Raw genomic sequence first — 25322 nt, forward strand, 5'->3', positions numbered from 1 at the left:
AAGTAAAAACCCTTGTAGCAAGTTGCGTTGATATGTATCGAAAAGCGCAAAAGCAAGAAACAGCAGCAGAAGACTTTGAACTACCCTTTGGGGGAAAACTAGCCTCAGATAACCGTTGGGTAATCATGGCGGAGATGATACCTTGGTCAGAATTTGAAGCAGAGTACGCAGCAATATTTTCAGCAGAAATGGGCGCGCCAGCCAAAACATTTAGGATGGCATTAGGGGCATTAATAATTAAAGAAAAACTAGGCATAAGTGATAGGGAGACAGTAGAGCAAATTAGGGAGAATCCCTATCTGCAATACTTTATAGGAATGTCTTGCTATAGCAATAATGCCCCATTTGATGCGTCAATGTTAGTTCACTTTAGAGAAAGAATAGATATAAAATTAGTTAACAAACTGAATCGAGAAATAGTCAAGCAAGTGTTAGAAAGTAAAGAGGAGGTAGAAGTAAAATCAAAAAAAGTCAGAAACCGAGGATTTAAAAAATGAGCCGACCAATCGGGGAAAATTAATATTAGATGCGAGTTGTGCGCCAGCGGATATCAGTTATCCCACAGACTTAGGATTATTAAATCAAGCCAGAAAGCATACAGAAACAATTATAGATATTTTATATAACTCCCTCTTGTTAAAGAGTATCAAAAAACCGAGAACCTATAGAAATATAGCTAGAAAGAATTACTTATTGGTAGCCAAAAAAAAGAAAACCGACCATTAAAGAAAGAAGGAAAGCCATTAAACGGCAACTACAATATATCAAAAGAAATTTAGTTCACATTCAGCAGCTAATGGAGTTAGGTGCGTCACTCTTCAACCTGAGTAATAGGCAATATAAGAAATTACTGGTAGTAGCAGAAATTTATCGTCAACAACTTTGGTTATATGAAAATAAAAAAATTAGTATAGAAGACCGTATTGTCAGTTTAAATCAACCACACATTCGTCCGATAGTCCGTGGTAAAGCTGGAAAAAAAGTAGAGTTTGGGGCAAAGCTTTCAGCTAGTTGCTATGATGGCTATGTATTTTTAGACCATATTAGTTGGGATAATTTTAACGAATCAGGCGACTTAAAATCACAAGTAGAAGCCTACAAAAACTACACCGGGTATTATCCTCAATCAGTTCATGTTGATAAAATTTATCGCACTAGAGACAACCGCTCTTGGTGTCAAGAAAGAGGAATTAGAATTAGTGGGCCACCTTTAGGGAGACCACCTAAAAATGTCAGTCCTGAAAAAAAGAAACAAGCACGAGAAGATGAGCTAATTCGTAACTCTATTGAGGGTAAATTCGGACAAGGTAAACGAAGATTTAGCTTGGGTAGAGTCATGGCTAAACTTCCTCATACCTCTGTCACTGCTATTGCTATTACTTTTTTAGTCATGAATCTTTCTACCCTTGTTTCACGGCTTTTTTGGGAATTTTTATGCCAATTTTTCAACATTACATCTTTTTTCACTTCTTTTATTAGCAAAAGTGATGTTCCGTTTGATTGCAGACAACAAAAACTTATATTTGCTCTTCCCTGACTACTGAGTCAATTTTTCTCTTGCCTTGGAATGACTTTTTCAGCAAGCCCTAAGTAACCACGCAAAATTAATTACAGTCATTGCGAGCGCAGCGAAGCAATCTCAACCCTTGCGATTGCTTCATTCCGCTCCGCTCCATTCGCAATGACATTTTGTAATTAATTTTGTTTAACTACTTATCGGCTCTCCTGCTCCCAATTTCGGGAGAAGGGGCTGGGGGATGAGGGTAAGTTTTGTATTCGTGCAAGAAGTCTAATGCATCCCAATACAATCAAGGATAATCTTTCTCCCCCTTGCTCCCTGCCCCCTGTCCCCCTGCGCGCTTAATGCGCTATCCTTAAACTCAACACCAAATTAAGCCCGCCAGTGTAACAGCTGACTCTTCACCGGGTTGACAAAGGGACGATTTTCAGACAAAGAACGGGCATACTCGCGCTTTAATTGGTAATACCATTGCGCCTGGACATCGGAATCTTTAATTAATCGCAGTACTGGGTCGTACTTTAAACCAATTTGCTGCTTTTCTACGACTCTGCGGTCTTGGTCAAGAAAGGCGCGTGTAAATAAACGAATTAACGGCTTGGCAAATCCAGCCCAAGGAACTGTCCAATAAAAGGCAAAATTCACCTCGCATTCTGTTTCGGAAATTGGTGTAATTGCTGTCAGGTTGCAAACTTGATGCTTGGCTGTTGTGGTGTTTTCGATTCTCACTCCGGGGATGCTGAAAGAAATTTCGGTTTCAGGGATTCCGCCGCCAATGAACTTATAAGCTGCACCTGTATTAGCGGGTAATTGGTGTTTACGCATGGTAAACCCATAAGGTGAAGGGTCAAATTGCTTAATTTCGTCGTGAAGTTGTCCAGAACGCCACCACCATACCCGATGCACATAGGGCGAATGGGCGGGGTCCATCAAACCTAAGATTGCATGATCGACAAAACAGGGAAACCGCATCACTTCAACTAACTGCGGCGGCTGATCACCGAAACCCGGAATCACCGGAATTTCCATATCTGAAGGCGAGCCTTGAGATTTTCCTGCTTCTGGCATATATATCCAGATATTACCCTGGGTTTCCCTCACTTCGTAAGATTCCACATTGTAGCGATTTAAGTCTACATCTTGCCCTTCAACTAAAGAAGGAATGACAGTACAATTTCCCCCATGATCAAAACGCCAACCATGATAACAGCATTCTACTTCTTGCCCATCAAAGCGACCGCAGCTTAAAGGTATACCGCGATGGGGACAAATATCCCGCACCGCAAACACTTTACCCTCACGGGTACGACATAGTAATACTGGTTCTCCCAAAAAAGTACGGGCGATCATCTTACCAGGCTTCAGGCGATCGCTAGGCAAGGCATAATACCAAATATTACGCAGGAAAAAATTTTGATTATCTTTCATAAGTTAAGGGTCAAGGGTCAATAGTCAAGAGTCAAAGGTCAATAGTCTAGAATCAAAAGTTTTTCTCCCTCATCCCCCTGTTCTCCCTCATCTCCCTACATCTCCTTAATCCCCAGTCCCTAATTGCTCGCTTCTATCTTCTCCTGTTCCCGCTGCTTTTGATACTGCCTTAGTTGTTGTAATAACTTTTCTGAAGATGATTCTGGTGTAGTTATAGTGAAAGCTGATGGGAAGTGTTTGTCAGCAGTTTTAACAGAGGTAGGTGAAGGATTAATAGTGATCGCCTCTGGTTTGATGGTTGGAGTCGCCAGTATAACATTAGGTTGATGATCGGGTTTATCACCTGGTTTATTAATTGATGCTTTGAGTGAATCTAGGGTCGCAGCCACCTCTACTTGCTGTTGCATATCTTGGGTGGAAGATACTAAGTTACTCAAACCATTCACCAATTGTCTTAGATTACTTCTAAACGTGGGATCGCCTGTCAACTCGTCTAAATCAGCAGTAATTTTTTGAGTATTCTCAAAAGTGGCTCTTGCAGAATCGAGAGTTTGTTGCAGCAACACAGTGTTTTTGGGGTCGTTTAAACTCCTAGTTGCATCGCGTAAATTAGCTGATGCTTGTGCTGCATTTGCAGACAGAGTTTCTAAATTGCTGATGACTTCGCCTTGAGTTAAGCGATTAACTGCAGGTGATAAGCCGCTAACTGTAGTGCGTAAAGCGTTGCTGGTTTCGGTAATATTATTTAAAGCCGCAACCAGTGAAGAACGATTGTTTGTGACTAGGTTATCTAAGTTAGTTAAAAGCCGACTGGCTTGACTTGCTGTCAAACTAAATTGGGTTGCGGCTGAACCTAGTTGATTGACTGTTTTCGTACTAGATGCAGTTAATTGATTAGTCGCCCGTTGTACAGAAGTAGCTGTAGCGGAAAATGTGCCTAATTGACCTTGAGCGCTTTTTGACAAACCCCGGAGGTCGCGGGTTAGAGCAGTCAAGCTAGTGGCGGCGGCGGTGGAGCTTTCTAATAGCCTGTTAACATTACTATAAAATTTGGGGTTATTATATACAGTTGCTAACTCAGTTGAGCTGCGAATCAGTTCATCAACACTGATACCAACTTGACCTTTTAGCCGTGAACCATTGCAAATAATTAGTTGAGGATCACAATTTTTATCTCGTGGTTTAGCAACAACAACCCCAGCAGGTAAAGCAGATTTAGGAGTGATATCAATGATACTTTCGCTAATTAATCCACTCTGATTGGCTTCAACTACTACATTACTGGGAATGATTAAATCAGCTTGGGGAATTTCAATTTCTACTTCAATGTTATTTGGCCCCGGTCGAATTGCGGATATATTGCCCACTTTCACGCCACGGTAGCGGACTGTTGCGCCTTTTTGCATCCCGCCCGCATTAGCAAATTCCACAATTGCCTTGTATGAACCGCGACTAGTGCTAACGCGATTCAACCAGATGACTATTAATCCAAATGCTCCCACTCCCATTAGGATCAACAGCCCCACAGAACCTTCTCTAAATGTTCGCGATCGCATATTTTTCCTCCATCCATCTAGCCGACGACCTGAATTGGGCCTTGCACACTTCCACTCATAAATTGTCTAATCAATGGATGGTCTGTGCTATCTATTTCATCAACTGTACCTTGCCACTGCACTCTACCTTGATAGAGAAAAATCACTCTATCGGCGGTACGACGAATTGTGCTGTCTTGATGGGTCACAATAGCATAAGTGCTACAAACTCCTTGTGAGCATTGCAAATGACGAATTAAATCTTCGATAACTGTGGAAGCAATGGGGTCGAGTCCGGCTGTTGGTTCATCGTAGAGTAACAGTTCTGGCCCCTGTTGATCGCTTTCGGGGTTAGACATAATTGCACGTGCAAAACTCACGCGTTTTCGCATCCCCCCAGAAAGTTCCGATGGATAAAGTTCACCAATTCCCGGTAAACCTACCATTTCCAATTTTGTATTCACCAGTTGGCGAATGCGCGATCGCGCTATTTTGGAATTCTGATACAGTAAAAACCCCACATTCTCTTCTACTGTCAGCGAATCAAATAAGGCTGCTTGCTGAAATACCATCCCAATCCCCACACTATCAGCAGCATCCTCAATCAAACCTGTACGCCGCACTCCCCGGACATATATCTCACCTTCATCCACAGCTAGCAATCCTGCAATCACCCGCAAAATTGTAGATTTACCAGTCCCAGAAGGGCCAATAATTCCTAGTGCTTCTCCCTGATGAATTGTCAAATCCACACGATCTAAAACCTTGTTACTACCAAAGGACTTAGACACGCCTCTTAATTCAATTAATGGTTCTGTCATTGGTCATTAGTCAAGGGTCAAAAGTCAAAGGTCAAAGGTCAAGGGTCAAGAGTCATAATAAGTTAATCTGGACTTTTGACTTTGGACTGCGCGAAGCGGCAAAAATGCAAGATAGTGATGTCATTGTAATTGGTAGCGGTATCGGTGGTTTGTGTACTGCGGGTTTACTGGCTCGTTATGGCAAGCGCGTAATTGTTTGCGAAAGTCATACAATTGCGGGTGGTGCTGCTCATAGTTTTAGACGACGGGGATTTGAATTTGATTCTGGCCCTTCTTTCTATTGTGGTCTGAGTGATACCCAAAGCTTAAATCCGCTCAAACAAGTTTTGGATGTGCTTGGTGAATCCATTCAAGTTATACCTTATGATCCTTTGGGACACTACCATTTTCCTGAAGGAACTATTGCAGTTTACAGCGATGCTGAACGTTATTGGCAGGAGGTGGAGCGAGTTACACCCCAAGGCGCAAAAGAACTGCAACGGTTTACATCACGCTTGTTAGGCTTGTATGAGGCGATGCGGGGTATTCCTACTTTAGCGTTGCGCTCAGATTGGCAAGTCGTACTCACATTAATAAAAAGTTACTTACCATCATTGCTGAAAATGTTGCCTTACTTGCCACTGGTGCAAAGTTCAGCCGGGAATGTCATGGATGCAACAGTAAAAGACCCTTGGGTAAGGCGGTTAATTGATTTAGAATGCTTTTTACTTTCAGGGTTGAAGGCTCATGGCACAATCGCCCCAGAAGTAGCTTTTATGTTAGGCGAACGTTCCCGTGCGGGGGTGGAATATCCCCTTGGGGGAAGTGCAGCAATTGTTCAAGCTTTAGTTAAAGGATTAGAACGCTGGGGGGGAGAACTGCGTTTAGGGTGTCACGTCGAGCAAATCTTAGTGGAATCAGGCAAAGTTGTGGGTGTAAGGTTAGCGACAGGTGAAATTTTGCGATCGCCAATTGTCATTTCCAATGCGAGTATTTGGGATACTTACAATCATTTGCTACGTCCCGAAGATTTACCTGCTACTTTCCGCCAAGCAGCTTTAGATACCCCAGCCGTTGATAGTTTTATGCATTTGCATTTAGGTATCAAGGCAGATGGTTTAGAGAAGTTAACCGGACATCATGTAGTAGTCCAAGATTCCCATCAAGATATTACAATTCCAGGGAATACTTGCATGATTTCGATGCCGACAGTGTGGGATACTACACTCGCGCCAGAGGAACATCATGTAGTTCATGCTTACACCTTGGAACCTTACACTGGCTGGGAACGAAATCAAGATTATGCAGACAAGAAACGCCAGAAAGCACAATCTTTATACCGCGCTTTAGAGCGCATTATCCCCGATATCCGAGAGCGCGTAGTCGTGGAACTCATCGGTACACCCCTTACCCATGCTCATTATCTCCGCAGATATCGAGGAACCTATGGCCCAGCTATTGCTGCGACTCAAGGAATGTTTCCCAGCACACACACGCCAATCCAGGGTTTATATCGCGTTGGTGATAGCACTATCCCCGGAATTGGTGTCCCGGCTGTTGCTGCATCTGGCATTTTATGCGCGAATACTTTAGTCAATCTACAGCAGACAGAAAATTTGATAGATAAATTGAGCAAATAACAGTAATTTTTGATTCACTAATTAACAGCTAATAACCTGGATGAAATACTTTTTGGTTAAGGGGAAAAAGGGAAATGGGAAAAGGAAAGTCAAAACCTTTAACCCTTAGCCTTTAACCTTTTACCAAAACCAATTTTGAGTTCCAAACGCTTAATCAAGTAGTATTAGATTGCGTCGTCTTACGCATAAATATTTTTCTTGATGGAACAGTTATAAACGTTTTGATTCTTAGTGTTTAGCAATGATAAATACCTAATTAAATTATATGTATGCTGATAAAAATGAAATTATATAAGGCGCAATTAATAGTAGCTAATATAAAACAAAAACATAAATTTATACATAAAATTACTTGACAATGTTAGGTCTAACCCCCGTGTGGTTTTAGTACAACGGTTATAGAATAAAAATTATTGATCGCACAGCAAGTAATTGAGGAGATTTTACCCTTGGCTCTTCTGTAGAGTCACGGTTATAATCACAAGCTAAAGTTAAAAATATTACTTTAATTCCGGCAAAATATCTTTGCTGATAGGATAAGTTGTTTGTTCATGACTGACAAACAATAATTATTTTTCATTGGTTATTTACCCTTGTCTCCTTTTCCTTAATACCTGGCTTACCCCAGAATTATGCAATTTATCATGCCTTTTTTCCTATCAGACTTGTCCTAAAATCGCACCGCTGATATAAAAGAGTAAAACAAAAGCATGGTTAAATCTTTCGATTCCCGTCCGACTGAAATTTTATGGCGACAAGTTTGGGGATTAGCGGCTTTACTAGCCGCAATTATGCTCAGTTGGATGGCTTATAGTTTTTATCAACCAAAAATTTTACAGAAACTCAAATTTGGAGAATTAGCCGCTTGGCTGGGGATAATCCAAGGGTTACTCGCCACATTTATTGAACCCTTTGTAGGAAGATTTTCCGATCGCATTCAGCAGCGTTGGGGTAATCGCTTACCCATGATTAGTGTAGGGGTAATTCTAGCGGGTTTGATTTTCGTAATTATCTCGCTGTTAATGGAACAAAATTTACAAGGGGGTGTACGTTGGTTAATTCCTGTACTGATGACAGTTTGGGTAATTGCAATGATTATTTTTCGTGGCCCTGCGATCGCACTACTCACACAGTTAGCACCAGTGACGGAATTACCACAAGCTAATGCTGCTTTAGTATTTGTCTTTGGCTCGGTTGGAGCGATTGGGCCATTTTTCCATAAATTTATTAATAGTATCGGCGCATCAATTACTTTCCTATTAGGTGCGATCGCTTTAGTGATGGGTGCATATATTTTGCGATCGCTTACTTCCCCATATTTTTTAATAGAGTATCCGCTCAATGAAGATTTATCTCCTAAGGCTCCTGCTTTATTATTATTTTTAATTTTTGTGATTGGTTTTGGAGCAGGATTAGAAGTCAATCTGCTCATGTCAATGTTCCCGCAAGTTTTACAAGCTCAACTACCCGGACTCAGGCTAGAATTTATTACCTCTGGCATACTTTTAGTATCTGCAATGTCTTCAGTAATTTTGGGAGAATTGACAGCCCAAATAGGTACTAATAAAGTCTTGTTACTAGGCTTAGGCTCAATGACAGGCTTAATGGGACTGGCATTATTAAACGATATTGATAATTTAGTCGTAGCTTATATACTTGGTTTTGGTGTTAGCTATGGGCTACTTTTTGTCAGCATGATTCCATTTTGCTTAGGAAAAGTTTCTCCACAGCAAGCAGGTTTAGCCACTGGTTTATATTTTGGTGGTGGTGCTGGCGCTACTGCTATCGTCGCAATTTTAATTAAATATGAATTTTTTACATCATTACTCGCTTTTTTGCTCTCTGAATTAGCTTTTTTTATAGCAGCTGGTTGTGTCGTCATCATCAAGAGAATTCAACTCAGTTAGCCCGCAAAACTCCTATACCAGCTTTCGTTTCAATGTAATCAGCTAATTTTATAAAATCTTCCCGCGGATAGCATCTTCCACCTATAAGATCAAATGCTAATCTACTGGCAGGATTTGCTGGATTTTCAATAATATGAATACCCCAGTAATAAAGTAGGTCGCTAGCCCGAATACAAACTTCTTCTGGATTTATACAATGAAACTTATCATCTGTCTTACTAATTTCCTTATAAGCATCAAAATAGACATCTTTTAGAAGCTTGAAACGTCTGATACCAGGGTCTTTAAAGTTATTGACCAGGACAAATAAATGAGCGGTTTTATTAATATCGCGTATTTCTTCAACAGTTGCTTGAATTACTTTGCCATGCTTGTTAATTCCCAAAGGATTTAATGTTGTGGGAATAATGCAATAATCTAATCGCTTAACTATCTCTTGGGGATTACGTTCTAGTGCAGGCGAGCAATCGCAAATCACTATTTGACAATCACGAGCAGAATCTTCATGCCAATCATTGCCATCAAATACTTGAATAGTTGTACCGACACCTTGTGGATTAGGAACAAAAACGCCATCGCCTACTAACTTTTGCAGATTTTCTTCTGGATCTAAATCCACCAGAGCAATATTAAATCCTTGTAGAGCTAATGCTCCAGCTAAGTGTGCTGCTACGGTCGTTTTCCCTACCCCTCCTTTGCAAGTAAAAACTCCAAAATAAACTTTTCTTGTGGAATCTTTGCCATTAGGGTTTATATCACCTACATAAATATCAGAAGGAATACCATCAACCATCTCCAGCTTATTTTCCAAAGCAATACCACAGCGTATTTTAGTATTTTTATTCCAAGATCTGATTAATGCCTGTGCTGGCCCACCAAAACCTTTTGTAGTAATAAAGCAACCAAAATTAAATTCCTGACCTTCATTAGAATCTAAAAAATTAGCAAAGCCTAAAAGCTGGGGTGCAGTCACATTATTTTTTAGCCATTTCACCTGAACAGCACATACTAAATTGTCTTTTTTGATCACTAAATCATAACCACGCTGGTTAGGTTTAGCAGTTTCAACTTTCCAGCCAGCCTTATGCATTAGTTTTGCTACATGCTGCTCAAAATGTATATAGTCTTGAATGTATGCTTTCTCTAAAGATGATGTCATAAACTAAAGCTTTTGGAATTGTTAATTTAATGGTGTATAAATAAGCAATATTTGAATAGTAGACATTGAAAATGTAATATTAATTACTTTCTATTAAAATTTCAATTTAGTATTATTTTATTCCGCTTATAAAAAGAAGTCTAGCGGGAATCTACCTCAGCAAACCACAGCCTCAAGTAAATACTCATTAAAATTTTTAAGTACAAATACGTAAACAAATTATATAATTCATGAAGTTTTCAAGAAGTTGTTTTAGTTGAACAGGCGATCGCAGAATTTTTAGTTAAGCTATAAGCGCTAATAGTTAGGATGATTAAGCGCGCTATGCACTGGTTACTATCAGGGCCGTTGAGTACAGAAAAATTGACGGTTAAGATTGCAGACTTACCTGCATCTTTAAAAGGTAAAAAGCTGGTGCAGATGTCAGATTTTCATTACGATGGTTTTGGGCTATCGGAAGCGATGTTAGAACAGGCGATCGCAGTTAGCAACCAAGCCCAACCAGATTTAGTATTATTGACTGGAGACTATGTTAACAGAAGCCCACAACCAATTCACAAGCTAGTGCTAAGGCTGAAAAATCTCCAAAGTCGTACAGGTATTTATGCCATACTGGGCAACCACGATATATGTTATCAACACTCAAGAGCAGAAATTACAGATGCTTTCAATAAAATTGGTGTTCCTGTTCTTTGGAATGACATCGCTTATCCCCTAGGAAAAGAATTGCCATTAGTAGGGTTAGCAGATCGTTACTCGCAAGAATTTAACCCTGTACCAGTCATGAATCAGCTAGATCCTGATATTCCGCGGATTGTGCTGTCTCACAACCCTGATACTGCAGAATTATTGCAAGCATGGCGTATAGATTTGCAATTATCTGGTCATACTCATGGTGGTCAAATCGTAATTCCCAGATTTGGCCCAGCATTAGCATATTACAGAAAAATTGTGCAAAAAATTCCTAAAAAAGTGCGTCAATTTATGCCATTTTTGCAAGTGAGTAACTATACAGTAAGACATTGGGAATGGGCACAGGGTTTACATCAAATAGGCAAAAATCAATTATATGTCAATCGTGGGTTAGGTACTTATTTACCAGGACGTTTATTTTGTCGCCCAGAAGTGACTATCATCACCCTACAAAGTCAGTAATTTTTAAATGAATAGCCAACCAAAAAATTAATTTAATTAAATAGATTGAATCTTGCTCAAGCAAACACCAATGTTTATTCAAGCTAAAACAGATACTCATTACCAGTCAACAGTCAGCAGTCAACTGTCTACATTTTAACTATCAAGTATTGATACCCATTCTAAAGAATTCTTAATTTAAGATATATTTTATTTTTTGGTAAGCTGTAAGCGCTGCTATGAGGAGTGTCTATTAAGTTATGCACTGGTTATTTACAGGACATTTAAGAGTAGATAAACTAACGGTTAAGATTACAGACTTACCTGTATCTTTAGAAGGCTTAAAGTTAGTTCAGTTATCAGATTTTCATTACGATGGTTTGCGATTATCGGATGAGATGTTAGAAGAAGCGATCGCACTGACTAATGAAGCCGAACCTGATGTAGTAGTCTTAACTGGTGACTATGTAACGGACGATCCGACTCCGATTCATAAATTAACCCAACGTCTCAAATATCTAGAAAGCCGTTATGGAGTCTATGCCATACTTGGTAACCATGACATCCATTACAGCCACTCCAAAGCAGAAGTAACAAATGCATTTACTAAGATTGGAGTTAATGTCTTGTGGAATGAAATCGCTTATCCTGTAGGCGCAGAATTACCATTTATCGGATTAGCTGATTATTGGTCAAGAGAATTTCACCCAGCACCAGTAATGAATCAACTAGACTCCGCCACACCCCGCATTGTTTTATCCCATAACCCCGATACTGCTAAGATATTGCAACAATGGCGAGTAGATTTACAGCTATCTGGTCATACCCACGGAGGTCATATAGTCATACCAGGTATTGGCCCTTTGGTGTTTCATTATAAAAAGCTGCTGAAGAAACTACCCAAAAAATTGCGGAGTTGGGTATCTTTTTTCCTTGGGGATTTCTCTACAGTAGTGCGATATTGGGAATGGGCCCAAGGATTTCACAAAGTTGGCAGTAATCAGTTATATATCAATCGTGGCTTAGGAACTTATCGACCAGGACGCTTATTTTGTCCGCCAGAAGTAACTGTAATTACCTTAATTCGTGAATAGTCCAGAAACATTTCATTTATTCGGATACTCTTGCTGGAACTCTGCACATTTTCTCTTTCTGGCTATCAACAGCCAACATTCCATAGTCAACCTTTAAACACATTTAACCGCCTCAAGCTACGATGGAAGAATATCAGCAGCTTCAGGCGGTTGATGAAAAATGCAATTGTTTCGAGAAAATTCTAAAATTCAGAGGAAAATAGCTACAACTAATGTGGACTGTAAACAATCTTCGCAATCGCTCTCTCCAGAAACCATTTGTGCATCCTTGATCCAACTAGGCAGGCATTTCTGGCTGTGCGTTCAATCACCTCCAAAAGGATAATCGATGAGATTAAGGCGAAAACACTTTCAATGGATGCTACAACTGAGCAGTGATTGCGAGAACATTAGAGCAGGAGGCACAGGCTCTAATTTAAAGGTTTGTTGGTGAACTTTTAACCTTTTTGTACCTTGTTCTTAATGTAGCACCTACTTTACTCTACTGAACCACATATTTACTAAACTTGATCGCTGTTAATTTACCGCAACATTTTGGCAATTTTTCTTAATAAGCGGGGTTTGGTGTTTGAGAGATAGAGATGAGGAAGATGATGGAGATGAGGGGGATGAGGAGAACAAAAACCAATTACCCATTACCCATTACCCATTACCCATTAACCCTTCCCCCTTCCCCCTTCCCCAACGACAAACACCTACTGACCAGTCTTACTATCTCCAGAAGACGAAGTACCACTGTTAGAGTCGGTGTTTGACTGACCTGCTCCCTTAAGTGGAGAATTTGTCAGTGTATCGCTGCTCTTATCTTGAGTAGAAGAGTTATCGGTTGGACTTTGCTGGCTGGGAGTCGATGTTGATGGCGATGCAGATGGAACTCTTTCAGCAGCAGGTCGTTGAGATGGAACAGTAATATTAATATTTGGTTGTGAAGGCGCAGATTGTGAAGGAGGAGACTGTTGAGGAATTACAACAGGTACTTCTCTGGTTCTTTCAATGATTGTGGTTTTTGTTTGAGGAGATTGACTAGCAGCAGGGGAAGGACTAGCACTAGATGGTACAGGAACGAATACTGGCGCAGCATTGTTCACAGGTTCATTGTTACGCTGGTTGAAATACCAGAATGCGGCTGCACCCAAGGTAACTAAAGAAGCTAGGATGACACCTAACAATAAACCATTAGCAGTATTACTATTATCACGCTCTACTAAATTCGCTTGTTGATATCTGCGTTCAGCGTTGCGACCGGTTACATAACCACTTCCATAGGAATTATAATTACCCGTGTTGTTAACTGTTTCCGTAGTTCTCTGCACGTGAGTACGAGTCTCACCGTTAGCATCTGTATAAGATTCTTGCCTATTTTCACTGTGATAGCTTTCGCGATCGCTTGGATTATTCATAACCTTTTATTCCACTCCTCGACTAGGAAATATTGACAAACAAGACTTTGCATTAACCAAAACTTTTCAGATAAATGAAAAATTTGATTTTTGAAATTGTGTTTTATTTGTTACTTAGCCTTTGATATGATTCAGAATAACCTTTGTAATCATTTAGTTGGCTCTACCGCGAGTAGGGAGTTTTTCCTCCATCCAAAGGGGGAATATTGCCAGTGTTTTCATAACTATTAGATTACTAACCTGTTAATAGGCTAATAGTTTTCCTAATCGATGTAAGCTTTGAAAGGTTATTTATCGAGTAATTAAAGTAATTAATGTAGGGTGTGTTAGGCGCATATTCTCGATATGGTTGGTCACAAAATCACTAATCTTGCGCCTAATGCACCGCCGTGTAATATGGTGCGTTACTGCTAATTCCTATTGTTTCTCAGTCCCAAATACCTTCATAGCCGTAACACGCTACTATCTGTCCCATTAATTTTAACCATGTTGTAGTAATTTCCGAAACTCTTTTTATCTGTGTGTCAGCATTTTGATAAGTTAGTACATAGTTTGAAACAATTACCTTAACTCAAAGAGGGGATTACGTTGAGTCACCATCCAGAAGCCATAGCCCCGCACGGTGGACAGTTGGTTAATCGCATTGCCACACCAGAACAAAGAGAAGAGTTTCTCTCAAAGGCTGAGTTTTTGCCAAGAGTGCAACTTGACGAGCGAGCCGTTTCTGATTTAGAGATGATTGCGATCGGCGGTTTTAGTCCACTCACAGGTTTTATGAACCAGGAAGACTACGATCGCGTGGTTACAGAAATGCGCCTAGCTAACGGTCTTGTGTGGTCAATTCCTATTACACTGTCGGTAACCGAAGAAGTAGCTTCTCCACTCCAGGAAGGTGGCTTAATTCGTCTGGATAACCCCAATGGCGAGTATATCGGGGTTTTACAGCTATCCCAAAAGTATACCTACGACAAAACCCGCGAAGCTATTAATGTCTATCGCACTGATGATGCTAAACATCCAGGCGTGCAAGTACTCTATAACCAAGGGTCTGTAAATCTGGCTGGTGATGTCTGGCTATTACAACGCGATTCCCATCCTCATTTTCCCGCCTACCAAATCGATCCTGCCGCATCTCGGCAAATGTTCCAAACCAAAGGCTGGAAAACTATTGTTGGCTTTCAAACTCGTAATCCCATCCACCGCGCCCATGAATATATTCAAAAGTGCGCTTTGGAAACCGTAGATGGTCTATTTTTGCACCCATTAGTAGGGGCAACAAAAGAAGATGACATCCCGGCTGATGTGCGGATGCGCTGCTATGAAATTTTGCTGGAACATTACTATCCTGTGGATCGGGTGATTTTGGCAATTAACCCAGCCGCTATGCGTTACGCTGGCCCCAGAGAAGCCATTTTCCATGCTTTAGTCCGCAAGAACTACGGTTGTACTCACTTTATTGTGGGACGCGATCATGCAGGCGTTGGTGATTACTATGGCACCTACGATGCTCAATACATCTTTGATGAATTTGAGCCTGGTGAATTAGGGATTGTCCCCATGATGTTTGAACACGCGTTTTACTGTACGCGTACCAAACAAATGGCGACAACCAAAACTAGTCCCAGTAAACCAGAAGAACGCGTCCACCTATCAGGAACCAAAGTCAGAGAAATGCTGCGCCGGGGTGAACTACCTCCCCCAGAATTTTCTCGTCCAGAGGTAGCAGCGGAGTTAGCAAGAGCAATGAAAGTGCAAGTTTTGGCTTAGGGACTCGGGATTGGGGACTGGGGACTGGGGACTGGGGGTTGGGGGAGATGAGGAAGATGAGGGAGATATCCCAATTACCCATTACCCATTACCAATGCCCAATGCCCCATGCCCAATGCCCCATGCCCCATGCCCCTTGCTATTGCAAAACAGTATCGAGTTTAACTTTACACTACAGGCTTTAGCCCTTTAAGCTGTTATGCTGATGGGCTGAGGGCTGATAGCGAATTTATGAAGCGTCGGACTTTTTTACAACGGATTGGTTCAACTCTCACAGTTTTGGGTATAACTGAAGCTGAGTGGTTGAACTGGGGAAATCGCTATTACCAAGCGTTGGCGCAACCTAGTGTGCGTAAGTTGGCATTGTTGATTGGCATTAATCAATACTCCCAAAATCCTGCCCTGAGTGGGTGTTTGACTGATGTTGAACTGCAAAAAGAATTGCTGATGCATCGCTTTGGCTTCCCCGCAGCCAATATCCTCACGTTAACAGAGGAACAAGCTAACCGAGAATTTATTGAAGCTGCTTTTTTAGAACATCTGGGTAAGCAAGCGAGAACAGGTGATGTTGTAGTATTTCACTTTAGCGGCTACGGTACTCGCATCAATATAGAAGCCGATCAAGTGCAAAATGCTCTCATCGCAGTTAATACACAAAATAGTCAAAATAGCAATTATTTATTAGAAGAAACTTTATTATTATTGTTGCGATCGCTCTCTACAGATCGGGTCACTGCGGTATTAGATACTAGCTACTATGCACCAAATAGTGCTGGGTTACCAGGCTTAAGAGTACGTTCCCGTCCCGAAGTAGATAGTCAGCTAGCAACAGCAGAACTGGAATTTCTTAAACAGCTAAAAACGCAAAATTCTCTCATTAAGGGAGAAGTTACCCCACCCTTGCTATTGTCCGCCACAGGCGATTCCCAGCAAGCCGCGCGGGAAGTTTTGCTATCAGGTTTTAGCGCGGGGTTATTTACCTACGCTTTAACGCAATATCTATGGGAAGTTACACCGACTAAGACAATTCAAGTCAGCCTTTCTCAAGTAGAAACGGCGATGCGTAAGCTGGGTAGCAAGCAGCAGCCAGCTTTAGTCAGTAGCAAGAAAAATCCCCAAGCTGTTTTCATTGGCGATAATTTTGCTCCTGATACCTCAGTTGGGGGTGAAGGTGCAATTACAGCCATAGAAGAAGATGGCAAAACCGTGAGTTTATGGTTAGCGGGATTACCACCCCAAGTATTGGAAAACTACAGTATTAACTCCCGATTTAGCTTAGTTACTGGAGAACCGCTAATATTGCGATCGCGTGCTGGGTTAACAGCTAAAGCACAACTTTCCAATGTTAATCCTACGAATCCTTTACAAGTAGGGCAATTGGTACAAGAAACTGTGCGTGTTTTACCCCGCAATATTAGTTTAATTGTGGCTTTAGATACGGCACTAGAGAGAATTGAACGAGTAGATGCTACTAGCGCCTTTGCTTCAATAGCCCATGTTTCTGCTGTCGTGGCGGGAGAACAACCAGCAGATTATCTATTTGGCAAACTTTCGCCAACACCTACATGCTACAGTTTATTTTCTCTCAGTGGCGAAGCTATACCCAACATTGCTGGCGAACCCGGAGAAGCGGTAAAAATCGCAGTGCAAAGGTTGGGGCCGAAATTACCCACCTTGTTAGCAGCTAAGTTATGGCGACTTACAGAAAATGAAGGCTCTTCACGGTTAGCTATTAAAGCCAGTCTGGAGATTATTAATACTTTAGCGCCGCGTGTGGTGATGCAACGAGAAACCATGCGGACTTTAGGTAATGAAACTGCAACCAACAAATCACCCAGCACAGGGATTGTACCCATTGGTAGTAAATTGCAATATCGCTTACAAAATTTAGGCGATCGCGCCGTATATTTAATTTTGCTGGGATTAAAGAATAACAGAAGTGCGATCGCATTTTATCCCTGGCAAACTTCTTCAGAACCGAACATTTCCCCAAGCAAACCCTTGGTGAAACAATTAGTTATTGCCCCAGGTGAAACATTTACCTTACCACAAAGCGCTGCGGCGGCTGAATGGGTAATTCCTGGCCCAGCTTATGAATGCGAACATCAACTAATTTTTAGCACCAGTCCCTTCAATGAAACCCTAACTACATTGGAAACTGCTAAAAATCAGACGACAGATCAACAACCCATCGGCCCATTATTAAATCCCTTAGAAGTCGCCCAAGCCTTACTACAAGATTTACATAATGCTAGTTCTGTAAAAGCAGAAATTAACGGTACTGCTGCTGACTCTTATGTATTAGATGTGAATCATTGGGCAACCCTCAGCTTTAATTTTCAAGTTGCTTAGTAGCGCAATACGCTTGGGTTAAGATTATTAGCGATTGATTTGTCAGTTATTAAAAAAGCCAGCTCAATTGGGGGACAATCCCTCAAACCCCCTCCAAAATTAGTGTTAATTTTTTTGTTGATCATTAAATTCAATCTAGTAGGGAAATTTGGCTAATTACAAATAACGAATGACAAAGCGCAAAGTCGAGCCAGTCGTGTGGCAATACTGCTCGGTTAAGGATTTTCAACTCGGAATTTGGTTTGGGGAAAAGGTGAAAGGGTAAGGGTTAAAGGTTTTTTCTTGCCCCTTTTACCCTTCCCCTTTTCCCCTTAACCGACAAGTATTGAGTCGTGTGGGCGGTGAGTGCAGCCACACGTGAGGCTATACCGCCGAGTGGACTGCCGAATCCGAAGGGGTTTTCCGACTTGAACGAACTGGCGTTGAGCGGAGGAAACCTCCGCTCAGAACTTTGTAAGAGAGGACAATTGACTACAAATCAAATTCGGCTTTAACTACTGTGGGATCTGCGGTGCGTTGAATGCGGAAACCAAGTTTTTCGCAGACTTTTTGCATTCCATGATTTTCCGCTAAGATGTCAGCAGTAATTTTACTGAGTTGCTCATCTCGCCCAATTTCGATGAGTCGTCTGAGTAATTCTGTACCTACACCTTGACATTGCACGCGATCGCTAACGACAATGGCAAATTCGGCGGTGTTGGTGCCATGTACTTTACTTAACCGCCCTACTGCTAAGATTTCTTTGGCTTCTTTGGTAGAGTTTTGCGATTCTACGACTAAGGCAATTTCGCGATCGTAGTCGATAAAGCAGATACGTGTGAGGCGATCGTGGGCGACTCGTTGACTTAATTTAATTAGATGAAAATATCGGAAATAAACGCTTTCCTCAGAGAGGGTGTGGTGGAATTGCACCATTAACGGTTCATCTTCGGGACGGATGGGACGGATAGTAACTGGAGTTTGATTTTTCAGCGTCCATCGTCCGATATATTGTGTAGGATAGGGGCGAATCGCTAATTTTGGTAGTTGCTCCTCTGTAATATCGGCATCGTGAAGGATAATCCGCCCATCTAAAGCAATTAATTGTTCTTCGGAAGCTAGTAAGGGGTTAATATCAATTTCCTTAATCCAGCGTTGTTCGACAACTAATTGGCTAAATGCCACCATTAATTGTTCTAAAGCTTCCATATCTACGCTCTTACGCCCTCTAACGCCTGTGAGTGCTTTGTAAATCTGTGTTTGTTCCATCATCCGCCGCGCTAGGGTAGAGTTGAGAGGTGGGAGTGCGATCGCTCTATCTTGGAAAACTTCTACTAGTTGTCCGCCTGTACCAAATAGTAATACTGGCCCAAATTGCGGATCGAGGCTACTACCGATAATCAGTTCGTAACCGTGGGTTTTTACCATTGGCTGCACGGTAACACCCAGGAAGATATCTGGATTTTCGCTGCCGAGTTTTGCGTAATGCGGATCGGTTTGTACCTTCTCTTGTAAGGCAGATTCAATGGCACGGTAAGCGCGTCTGACGGATTCTGCATCGGTGATATTTAATTGCACGCCGCCGACATCGGTTTTATGGGTAATAATGTGGGAAAACAGCTTCAGCACGACAGGATAGCCTAATTTTTCCGCACATTCAACCGCTTGTTCTTCATTACGGGCAATACAAGTACCAACTACAGGAATGCCGTAAGCTGCTAAGATTTCCTTAGATTCAAACTCGGTGAGAATCGTCCGTCCTGCGAGTCTGGCAGTTTGGATGATTTTATTCACATATTGGCGATTGGGGATACCGGAAGCAGAATTTACGGTAGGTAATACAGGGGTTTCGTAGATACCGCGCAAGTTATAACTAGACTGCCACATATAGCTAAATACACGCGCCGCCGTATCTGGATAAGCGTAAGTAGGGATACTTTGACGATTTAAAATCATCTCTCCATCTGACACATCTGCGCCTCCCATCCAACTTGCCAGGATGGGTTTAGCTGGTTGAGATTTTTGCTGTGAAGTTTCTACATAGTGCTTCAGTTGTTCGGCTGTGGCGGTGGGATCTGTCATCGATTGTGGTGTGAGAATCACCAATAAGCCATCACTATTGGGATCTTGAGCCGCAATTTCTAAAGCTTTGGTATATCTTTGAGGATCGGCATCACCCAGAATATCAACAGGGTTGTCGTGACTCCAATGGGCGGGTAAAAATTCGTTGAGGGACGTGCGAGTTTGTTCGGAAATGGGTGCAACTTCGCCACCTGATGAAATTAACGCATCGGTAGCCAGTACACCAGGGCCGCCGGCGTTGGTGAGAATTGTGAGGCGGGGGCCTTTGGGACGGGGTTGTTTGGCTAGCACCTCTGCCATATCAAACAAGTCAGAGATACTGTTGACGCGTAGCACTCCACAACGACGGAAAGCGGCATCTAAAACTTTATCACTACCTGCTAATGCTCCCGTGTGGGACGCGGCGGCTTTAGCGGCGGCTTCGGTACGACCGGCTTTAATAACAATAATTGGTTTAGTTAAAGCTACTTCTCTAGCTGCTGAGAGGAATGACCGGGCATCACCCACGGATTCCATGTAAATTACAATACTTTTTGTATGGGGATCGTCACCAAGATAATAAATTAAATCGCCCCAGCCCACATCTAGCATCGAACCAAGGGAAACGAAGGCACTAAAACCAACATTTTCCCGGAAACTCCAATCGAGAATGGCTGTGCAAAGCGCACCACTTTGACTAATAAAACCGACGTTACCAGGACGCGCCATCGCACTAGCAAAGGTAGCATTCAGCCCAGATTGGGGACTCATCACACCCAAGCAGTTGGGGCCAACGATCCGCATATTACCGAGACGGGCTTGTTGCAGAATTTGCTGTTCCAAGGCGATGCCTTCTGGCCCTGCTTCTTTAAAACCTGCGCTGAGGATAATGGCGCTTTTTACGCCTACTTTGACGCAATCAGCAATAATCCTGGGAACTGTGGCTGCTGGGGTAGCAATTACTGCCAAATCTACTTTTTCTGGGACATCAAAAATTGTTGGGTAAGCTTTGATTCCCAGGATGCTATTACGTTTAGGATTGACGGGAAAAACAGTACCACCAAAAGGGCTGCTAATTAAATTCCATAACAAAGTCCGTCCGACACTACCTTGTTTTTCGGTAGCACCAATTACAGCGACATTGCGCGGTGCAAAGATGAAATCGAGGGGATTAGCTTTCTCAGTGCGGAGAATATCGTAGGCAGGTTCGATAATTGAATTTAGTGTATTTTGCATGAGTTGCGACTACCTGTAATCTTGATTAATAATTTGCGTAATTTTTTCTAAAGCGATCGCCACGCCTGTTTCTGCAAATTCTGAAAGGCGATCGCCTATGGCAAAATTTTCTCCTGGGACGATTACCCACCAAGCTGGGGGACAATAACCATAAAGTGCTTGTGTTAATGCTAAAAGCGATCGCGGATCTGCTGTGTGTCCGGCGATAACGTTGGAAAATTCTGGAGAGAGGGGTTTTACTTGCACTTCAGTACTTTCGGAAGCTACACAAGCATCAATAAAAATTGCTAAATCAGCACTTGCTAAAGTATCTGCAAGTTCTGGAGTGAGTTGATGAACAGCCAGAGATTTGACGTTGTTAAAATCCAAGGCATGAGCTACACGTTGTCCAATACCATCATCACTACGTAAGTCATTACCATAACCGATTGCTACTACATTACTCATTGTTTTTCACTCTGCCTCATCTATTGTTAAGTTAAGTAAAAAACTTGAGGAACTTGTGAGGATGTAGGTCGGTACAAATAAAGTTAACTCGTTTGAGACATTATCTGTCAATAGCAAATTGCGTGAGAAGTAGCTGTTTAGATAGTTTTATAGAAAAACTTAATCTCAGCATCTTAAAAAATCAAAAAACTGTAACTACAGTTATATTTTCGGAAACTACATATATGAGTTTTATCACATTAATTATTTTTATAATATTTTCTTAATTGATAGCTGAAATTACTGGTTGCAGAGGGAAGAGATATAACTTGATTTAAGAATATTAAATATTAGTAAATCTTGAGTAGGGTGTGTTACGGCTATGAAAGGATTTGGATCTTAGCAACAATGTAATTTAGCCGTAATGCACCATCCATGAGGCGGTGCGTTAGGTGCTAGAATTGTTATTTAAATTCGGGAATCTGGGTAAACTGTTCCACATTTAATTTGCATATATTGGGCGGGCAAGATGCCCACCCCACATGAAATATACAAACAATTTCAGATTATGCAAACTAGATTTGGTTTAGCTTAGTATTGGTTAATGGTGCGCTGCGCGACAACGCACCCTACAATTCGCATTAATTACGAATTAAAAAAGGATTAATCCCGCCAAACTTCTTTGACAACTGTACCATCAACACCAACTAATTCAATATGCAATGGCATTTGTCCCACTGCATGAGTTGAACAGCTTAAACAAGGGTCAAAAGCACGAATACCTGCTTCCACACGGTTTAACATTCCTTCGGGAATTTCTGGGCCATGAATAAAATGTTTAGCAATTTGGGCGACGGTGCGATTCATCGCTAAATTATTCTGACCTGTGGCAATAATTAAGTTAGCTTTTTGAATTAAGCCATCTTCATCTATTTGATAAAAATGGAATAATGTGCCGCGTGGTGCTTCACTAACACCGACGGTTTCTAATTGGTTTATTCCCGCATCAGCACGGAGTCGAGTTGATAAAATATCTGGGTCATCAAGGAGAATTTCAATGCGCTCAATTGATGCCAAAATTTCAATCAATCTAGCGTAATGATAGAAGAATGATGAGGTAACTGTGCCTTTACCTTTATCTCGAAATTCTTTTAACTCTGCATCAGCTAAAGGCGTACCGATATGGCTACAAACATTTAACCTCGCTAACGGCCCGACTCGATACATACCACTTTCTGACTGATTACCATTGCCGTTAGGAAAACCTAAAGGACGATAGTAAGGAGATTTTAAATAAGAATCAGGCTGGACGATTTCGCCAATAAATTCGTAATAGCGACTAGGATCGAGTTTATCAGCAATAATATTGCCGTCGCTGTCTACAAACCGCAGATTGCCGTCGTAATTTTCCCATAAACCTTCAGGTGTGACTAACCCCATAAATAAGCTGGGGAAATTACCAAAAGTTTGGGCTTCTTTCTCATAAGGTTCAAGTAACTTCTTGAACATTCCTAATGCATTGATGACTGTTTCTCGCGCTTCGGGAATGCGGCTTTGAATATGGGCGCGTCCTTCTGCGGATAAGGGTTCGCGCACACCACCGGGAACCGCCCAGGATGGGTGAATTTTCCGCCCGCCTAAAATTTCAATAATTTCCTGTCCAAATTGGCGCAAGCGGATACCGCCACGGGCAATTTCTGGTTCAGCAGCAATTAAACCAAAAACGTTGCGTTTTTGGGGATCGCTATCCATCCCTAAGAGTAAATCCGGGCCGCTGAGGTGGAAGAAGCTCAAAGCATGAGATTGGACAATTTGCCCCAAATTCATGAGGCGACGCAGTTTTTCTGCGGTTTTCGGAATTGTCACCGAGAGGAGGCGATCGCCTGCTTTCGCAGAAGCTAATAGGTGACTTACTGGACAAATACCACAAATGCGCGCCGTAATTCCTGGCATTTCCCAGAAAGGACGACCTTCACAAAATTTTTCAAATCCGCGAAACTCGGTAACATGGAACCTTGCATCGCTAACTTGTCCCGTATCATCCAAATAAATCGATATTTTGGCGTGTCCTTCAATACGGGTGACTGGATCGATGATGATTTTTTGAGACATAAATGTTGTTGGGGTTGGGGAGTGGGGATTGGGAGATGAGGGAGATGAGGGAGATGAGGGAGATAAGGGAGATAAGGGAGGTGCGGAAGCAGGGAAAAAATAACCTATGCCCTATGCCCTATGCCCCATGCCCTTTGAACTAACCAAACTTCAATAAGTCGCGTCCTTCTAGGTGTGGTTTTTCGCCCTTCAATAAAGGTTCTAGTACGGCTCGAATTCTATCGGCGGAAGGGGGACAACCTGGTAAGTAAATATCTACTGGAACGAGGGTGTGTACTGGTTGCACTCTATCTAATAATGGGGGGACAATTCCTGGTGCGTTGGGTATGGAACCGTGAAGATCGGCGGCTTCTATATAACAACTTTGCAGCACGGATTCGGTGCTTAAAGGATTGCGTAAAGCGGTAACATTGCCAGTAACAGCACAGTCTCCAAAGGAAATGAGAATTTGCGATCGCTCTCTGACTGTGTGCAAAATTTCTAAATGTTCTTCGTTGGCGATCGCACCTTCTACTAAGACTACATCCACCCATTCGGGGTATTGTTTAATATCAGCGAAGGGGCTATAAACTACATCTACCTGTTCTGCTAAGTCAATCAGCCATTCATCTAAATCGAGAAATGACATATGACAGCCAGAACAACCACCTAGCCATACCGTTGCAAATTTCACACGAACCATTGTTTTTTCTCCCGTGCTGTGACAAGGAACTCTAGTTTTGCGCGATCGTGTTTCATTTCACCGACGCTGGAACCTTGGTAAAAAATTGCACCTGTGGGGCAGGCATTCACACATTTACCGCAGGAAGTACAAGTATTTGAAGTTCCCCAAGGTTGATTTAAATCAGTAATTACATGGGAATTAGAACCTCTACCTGCCAAGTCCCAAGTGTGTGCGCCTTCAACTTCGTCACAAACACGGACGCAGCGAGTACAAAGAACACAACGGTTATGATCGACACCGAAGCGATCGTGAGAAACATCAACTTTGCGATCGGGGAAATGGTAATTGAGACGCACATGATCCATACCTGTCTCAATCGCCAAATCTTGCAATTCACAATTGCCGTTGGCTACGCATACAGAACAAACGTGATTGCCTTCCGCAAACAGCATTTCAATAATTGTGCGGCGGTATTTTTGCAACCGTTCCGAATCGGTTTTTACCTCCATGCCTTCTCCCACCTTGGTAACGCAAGCTGGTAAAAGGCGATTGCTACCGGCAATTTCTACCAAACACAGCCGACAAGCACCTATATCTGAGACTCCTTCTAAGTGACACAAAGTCGGGATATTAATTCCCGCCTCTCGCGCCGCCTCGAGGATAGTTTCCTCCTCTCGGGCGCTAATTAATTGGTCATTGATTGTTAAAGTTTTAACTGACATTGCTTCTAGTCTCTATCAGAATTAGCCTTTAGCCTTAAGCATCTTAAATACCCTGCGCCTTGAGTTATAGGCAAAGAGTTTGAGGAACTTGTGAAGATAACAAATGATGAAGTTGTATCATTTACAGCGAAATATCTAGAGATTGGTTGACTGTTGACTGTCAACCGTTAACAGTTAACAGCCTTATTGAGTAGTTATGCAATTTAGGCGCGCATTAGCTTAATGTTCAATTTACTTAGTTAAGTATTTTTAACCGTAAATTTGTCTAGCTGAAAAGCTTACATATTAAGGCTTATAGCTTCTTGATTCCCCCCTTTCCCCTTTCCCCCTTTTTCCCTTCCCCCATATTCCTACTGATATCTTTACCAAACTTTGCAGATTCTCTTG

At 41.9% G+C, this 25322-nt stretch carries 17 protein-coding genes and 1 pseudogene; 8 read left to right on the plus strand and 10 right to left on the minus strand.

Features of this window, described 5'->3' with window-relative positions; genetic code table 11:
• The first annotated feature begins 32 nt into the window (after positions 1-32).
• Positions 33-1537 (plus strand): annotated as a pseudogene (locus HG267_RS04950) (IS5 family transposase).
• Positions 1538-1891: 354 nt separating this feature from the next.
• Here HG267_RS04950 and HG267_RS04955 read toward each other — a convergent pair.
• The 3 genes from HG267_RS04955 to HG267_RS04965 form a co-directional block, all read right to left on the minus strand.
• A complete protein-coding gene (locus HG267_RS04955) occupies positions 1892-2947 on the minus strand; it encodes an aromatic ring-hydroxylating oxygenase subunit alpha (RefSeq protein ID WP_045870653.1) in 1056 nt (351 codons plus the stop codon).
• Between the two features lie 119 nt (positions 2948-3066).
• Complete coding sequence (locus HG267_RS04960) at positions 3067-4503, minus strand: MlaD family protein (RefSeq protein WP_045870652.1); 1437 nt, start codon at positions 4501-4503, stop codon at positions 3067-3069.
• A 17-nt stretch (positions 4504-4520) separates the two neighbouring features.
• The gene (locus HG267_RS04965) at positions 4521-5303 is read right to left on the minus strand and encodes an ABC transporter ATP-binding protein (protein ID WP_045870651.1); all 783 of its coding nucleotides are present in this window, start codon (positions 5301-5303) and stop codon (positions 4521-4523) included.
• Between the two features lie 104 nt (positions 5304-5407).
• On the opposite strand from HG267_RS04965, the gene HG267_RS04970 reads away from it, so the two are divergent.
• On the plus strand, positions 5408-6922 hold the full coding sequence (locus HG267_RS04970; protein WP_045870952.1) for a phytoene desaturase family protein: 1515 nt from the start codon (positions 5408-5410) through the stop codon (positions 6920-6922).
• A gap of 710 nt (positions 6923-7632) precedes the next feature.
• On the plus strand, positions 7633-8829 hold the full coding sequence (locus HG267_RS04975) for an MFS transporter (RefSeq protein WP_045870650.1): 1197 nt from the start codon (positions 7633-7635) through the stop codon (positions 8827-8829).
• Here HG267_RS04975 and HG267_RS04980 read toward each other — a convergent pair.
• A complete protein-coding gene (locus tag HG267_RS04980) occupies positions 8822-9988 on the minus strand; it encodes a restriction endonuclease (protein ID WP_045870649.1) in 1167 nt (388 codons plus the stop codon). The genes HG267_RS04975 and HG267_RS04980 overlap by 8 nt on opposite strands.
• 324 nt (positions 9989-10312) lie before the next feature.
• Between HG267_RS04980 and HG267_RS04985 the strand changes: the two genes are divergently transcribed.
• Positions 10313-11143 (plus strand): metallophosphoesterase, encoded by an 831-nt coding sequence (locus HG267_RS04985; RefSeq protein ID WP_045870951.1) that lies wholly within the window; start codon positions 10313-10315, stop codon positions 11141-11143.
• 239 nt (positions 11144-11382) lie between these two features.
• Positions 11383-12216, plus strand: coding sequence for a metallophosphoesterase (locus tag HG267_RS04990; RefSeq protein ID WP_045870648.1), 834 nt, complete (start codon positions 11383-11385; stop codon positions 12214-12216).
• Between the two features lie 695 nt (positions 12217-12911).
• Here the strand turns inward: HG267_RS04990 and HG267_RS04995 are convergent.
• Complete coding sequence (locus tag HG267_RS04995) at positions 12912-13616, minus strand: hypothetical protein (RefSeq protein ID WP_045870647.1); 705 nt, start codon at positions 13614-13616, stop codon at positions 12912-12914.
• Between the two features lie 588 nt (positions 13617-14204).
• On the opposite strand from HG267_RS04995, the gene sat reads away from it, so the two are divergent.
• The 3 genes from sat to HG267_RS05010 are packed head-to-tail and all read left to right on the plus strand — an operon-like array spanning position 14205 to position 17735.
• Positions 14205-15383, plus strand: a complete 1179-nt coding sequence (sat, locus tag HG267_RS05000) for a sulfate adenylyltransferase (RefSeq protein ID WP_045870646.1) — start codon at positions 14205-14207, stop codon at positions 15381-15383.
• Between the two features lie 10 nt (positions 15384-15393).
• Positions 15394-15576 (plus strand): hypothetical protein, encoded by a 183-nt coding sequence (locus tag HG267_RS05005; RefSeq protein ID WP_096621568.1) that lies wholly within the window; start codon positions 15394-15396, stop codon positions 15574-15576.
• Between the two features lie 38 nt (positions 15577-15614).
• Complete coding sequence (locus HG267_RS05010; RefSeq protein WP_045870645.1) at positions 15615-17735, plus strand: caspase family protein; 2121 nt, start codon at positions 15615-15617, stop codon at positions 17733-17735.
• 471 nt (positions 17736-18206) lie between these two features.
• Here the strand turns inward: HG267_RS05010 and HG267_RS05015 are convergent, their stop codons facing one another.
• The 5 genes from HG267_RS05015 to hoxU form a co-directional block, all read right to left on the minus strand.
• Positions 18207-21011, minus strand: coding sequence for a bifunctional acetate--CoA ligase family protein/GNAT family N-acetyltransferase (locus HG267_RS05015; RefSeq protein WP_045870644.1), 2805 nt, complete (start codon positions 21009-21011; stop codon positions 18207-18209).
• Between the two features lie 9 nt (positions 21012-21020).
• Positions 21021-21458, minus strand: coding sequence for a hydrogenase maturation protease (locus HG267_RS05020; protein ID WP_045870643.1), 438 nt, complete (start codon positions 21456-21458; stop codon positions 21021-21023).
• A 642-nt stretch (positions 21459-22100) separates the two neighbouring features.
• On the minus strand, positions 22101-23549 hold the full coding sequence (locus HG267_RS05025; RefSeq protein WP_045870642.1) for a Ni/Fe hydrogenase subunit alpha: 1449 nt from the start codon (positions 23547-23549) through the stop codon (positions 22101-22103).
• A 139-nt stretch (positions 23550-23688) separates the two neighbouring features.
• Positions 23689-24231: an oxidoreductase gene (locus HG267_RS05030; RefSeq protein ID WP_045870641.1), complete on the minus strand. Its 543-nt coding sequence runs from the start codon at positions 24229-24231 to the stop codon at positions 23689-23691.
• Positions 24219-24935, minus strand: a complete 717-nt coding sequence (gene hoxU, locus HG267_RS05035) for a bidirectional hydrogenase complex protein HoxU (protein WP_045870640.1) — start codon at positions 24933-24935, stop codon at positions 24219-24221. Before hoxU ends, HG267_RS05030 begins: the two co-directional genes overlap by 13 nt.
• Positions 24936-25322: the final 387 nt, after the last annotated feature.

It is taken from the genome of Tolypothrix sp. PCC 7601 (assembly GCF_025677855.1).
In the GTDB taxonomy this organism is placed as follows: domain Bacteria; phylum Cyanobacteriota; class Cyanobacteriia; order Cyanobacteriales; family Nostocaceae; genus Aulosira; species Aulosira diplosiphon.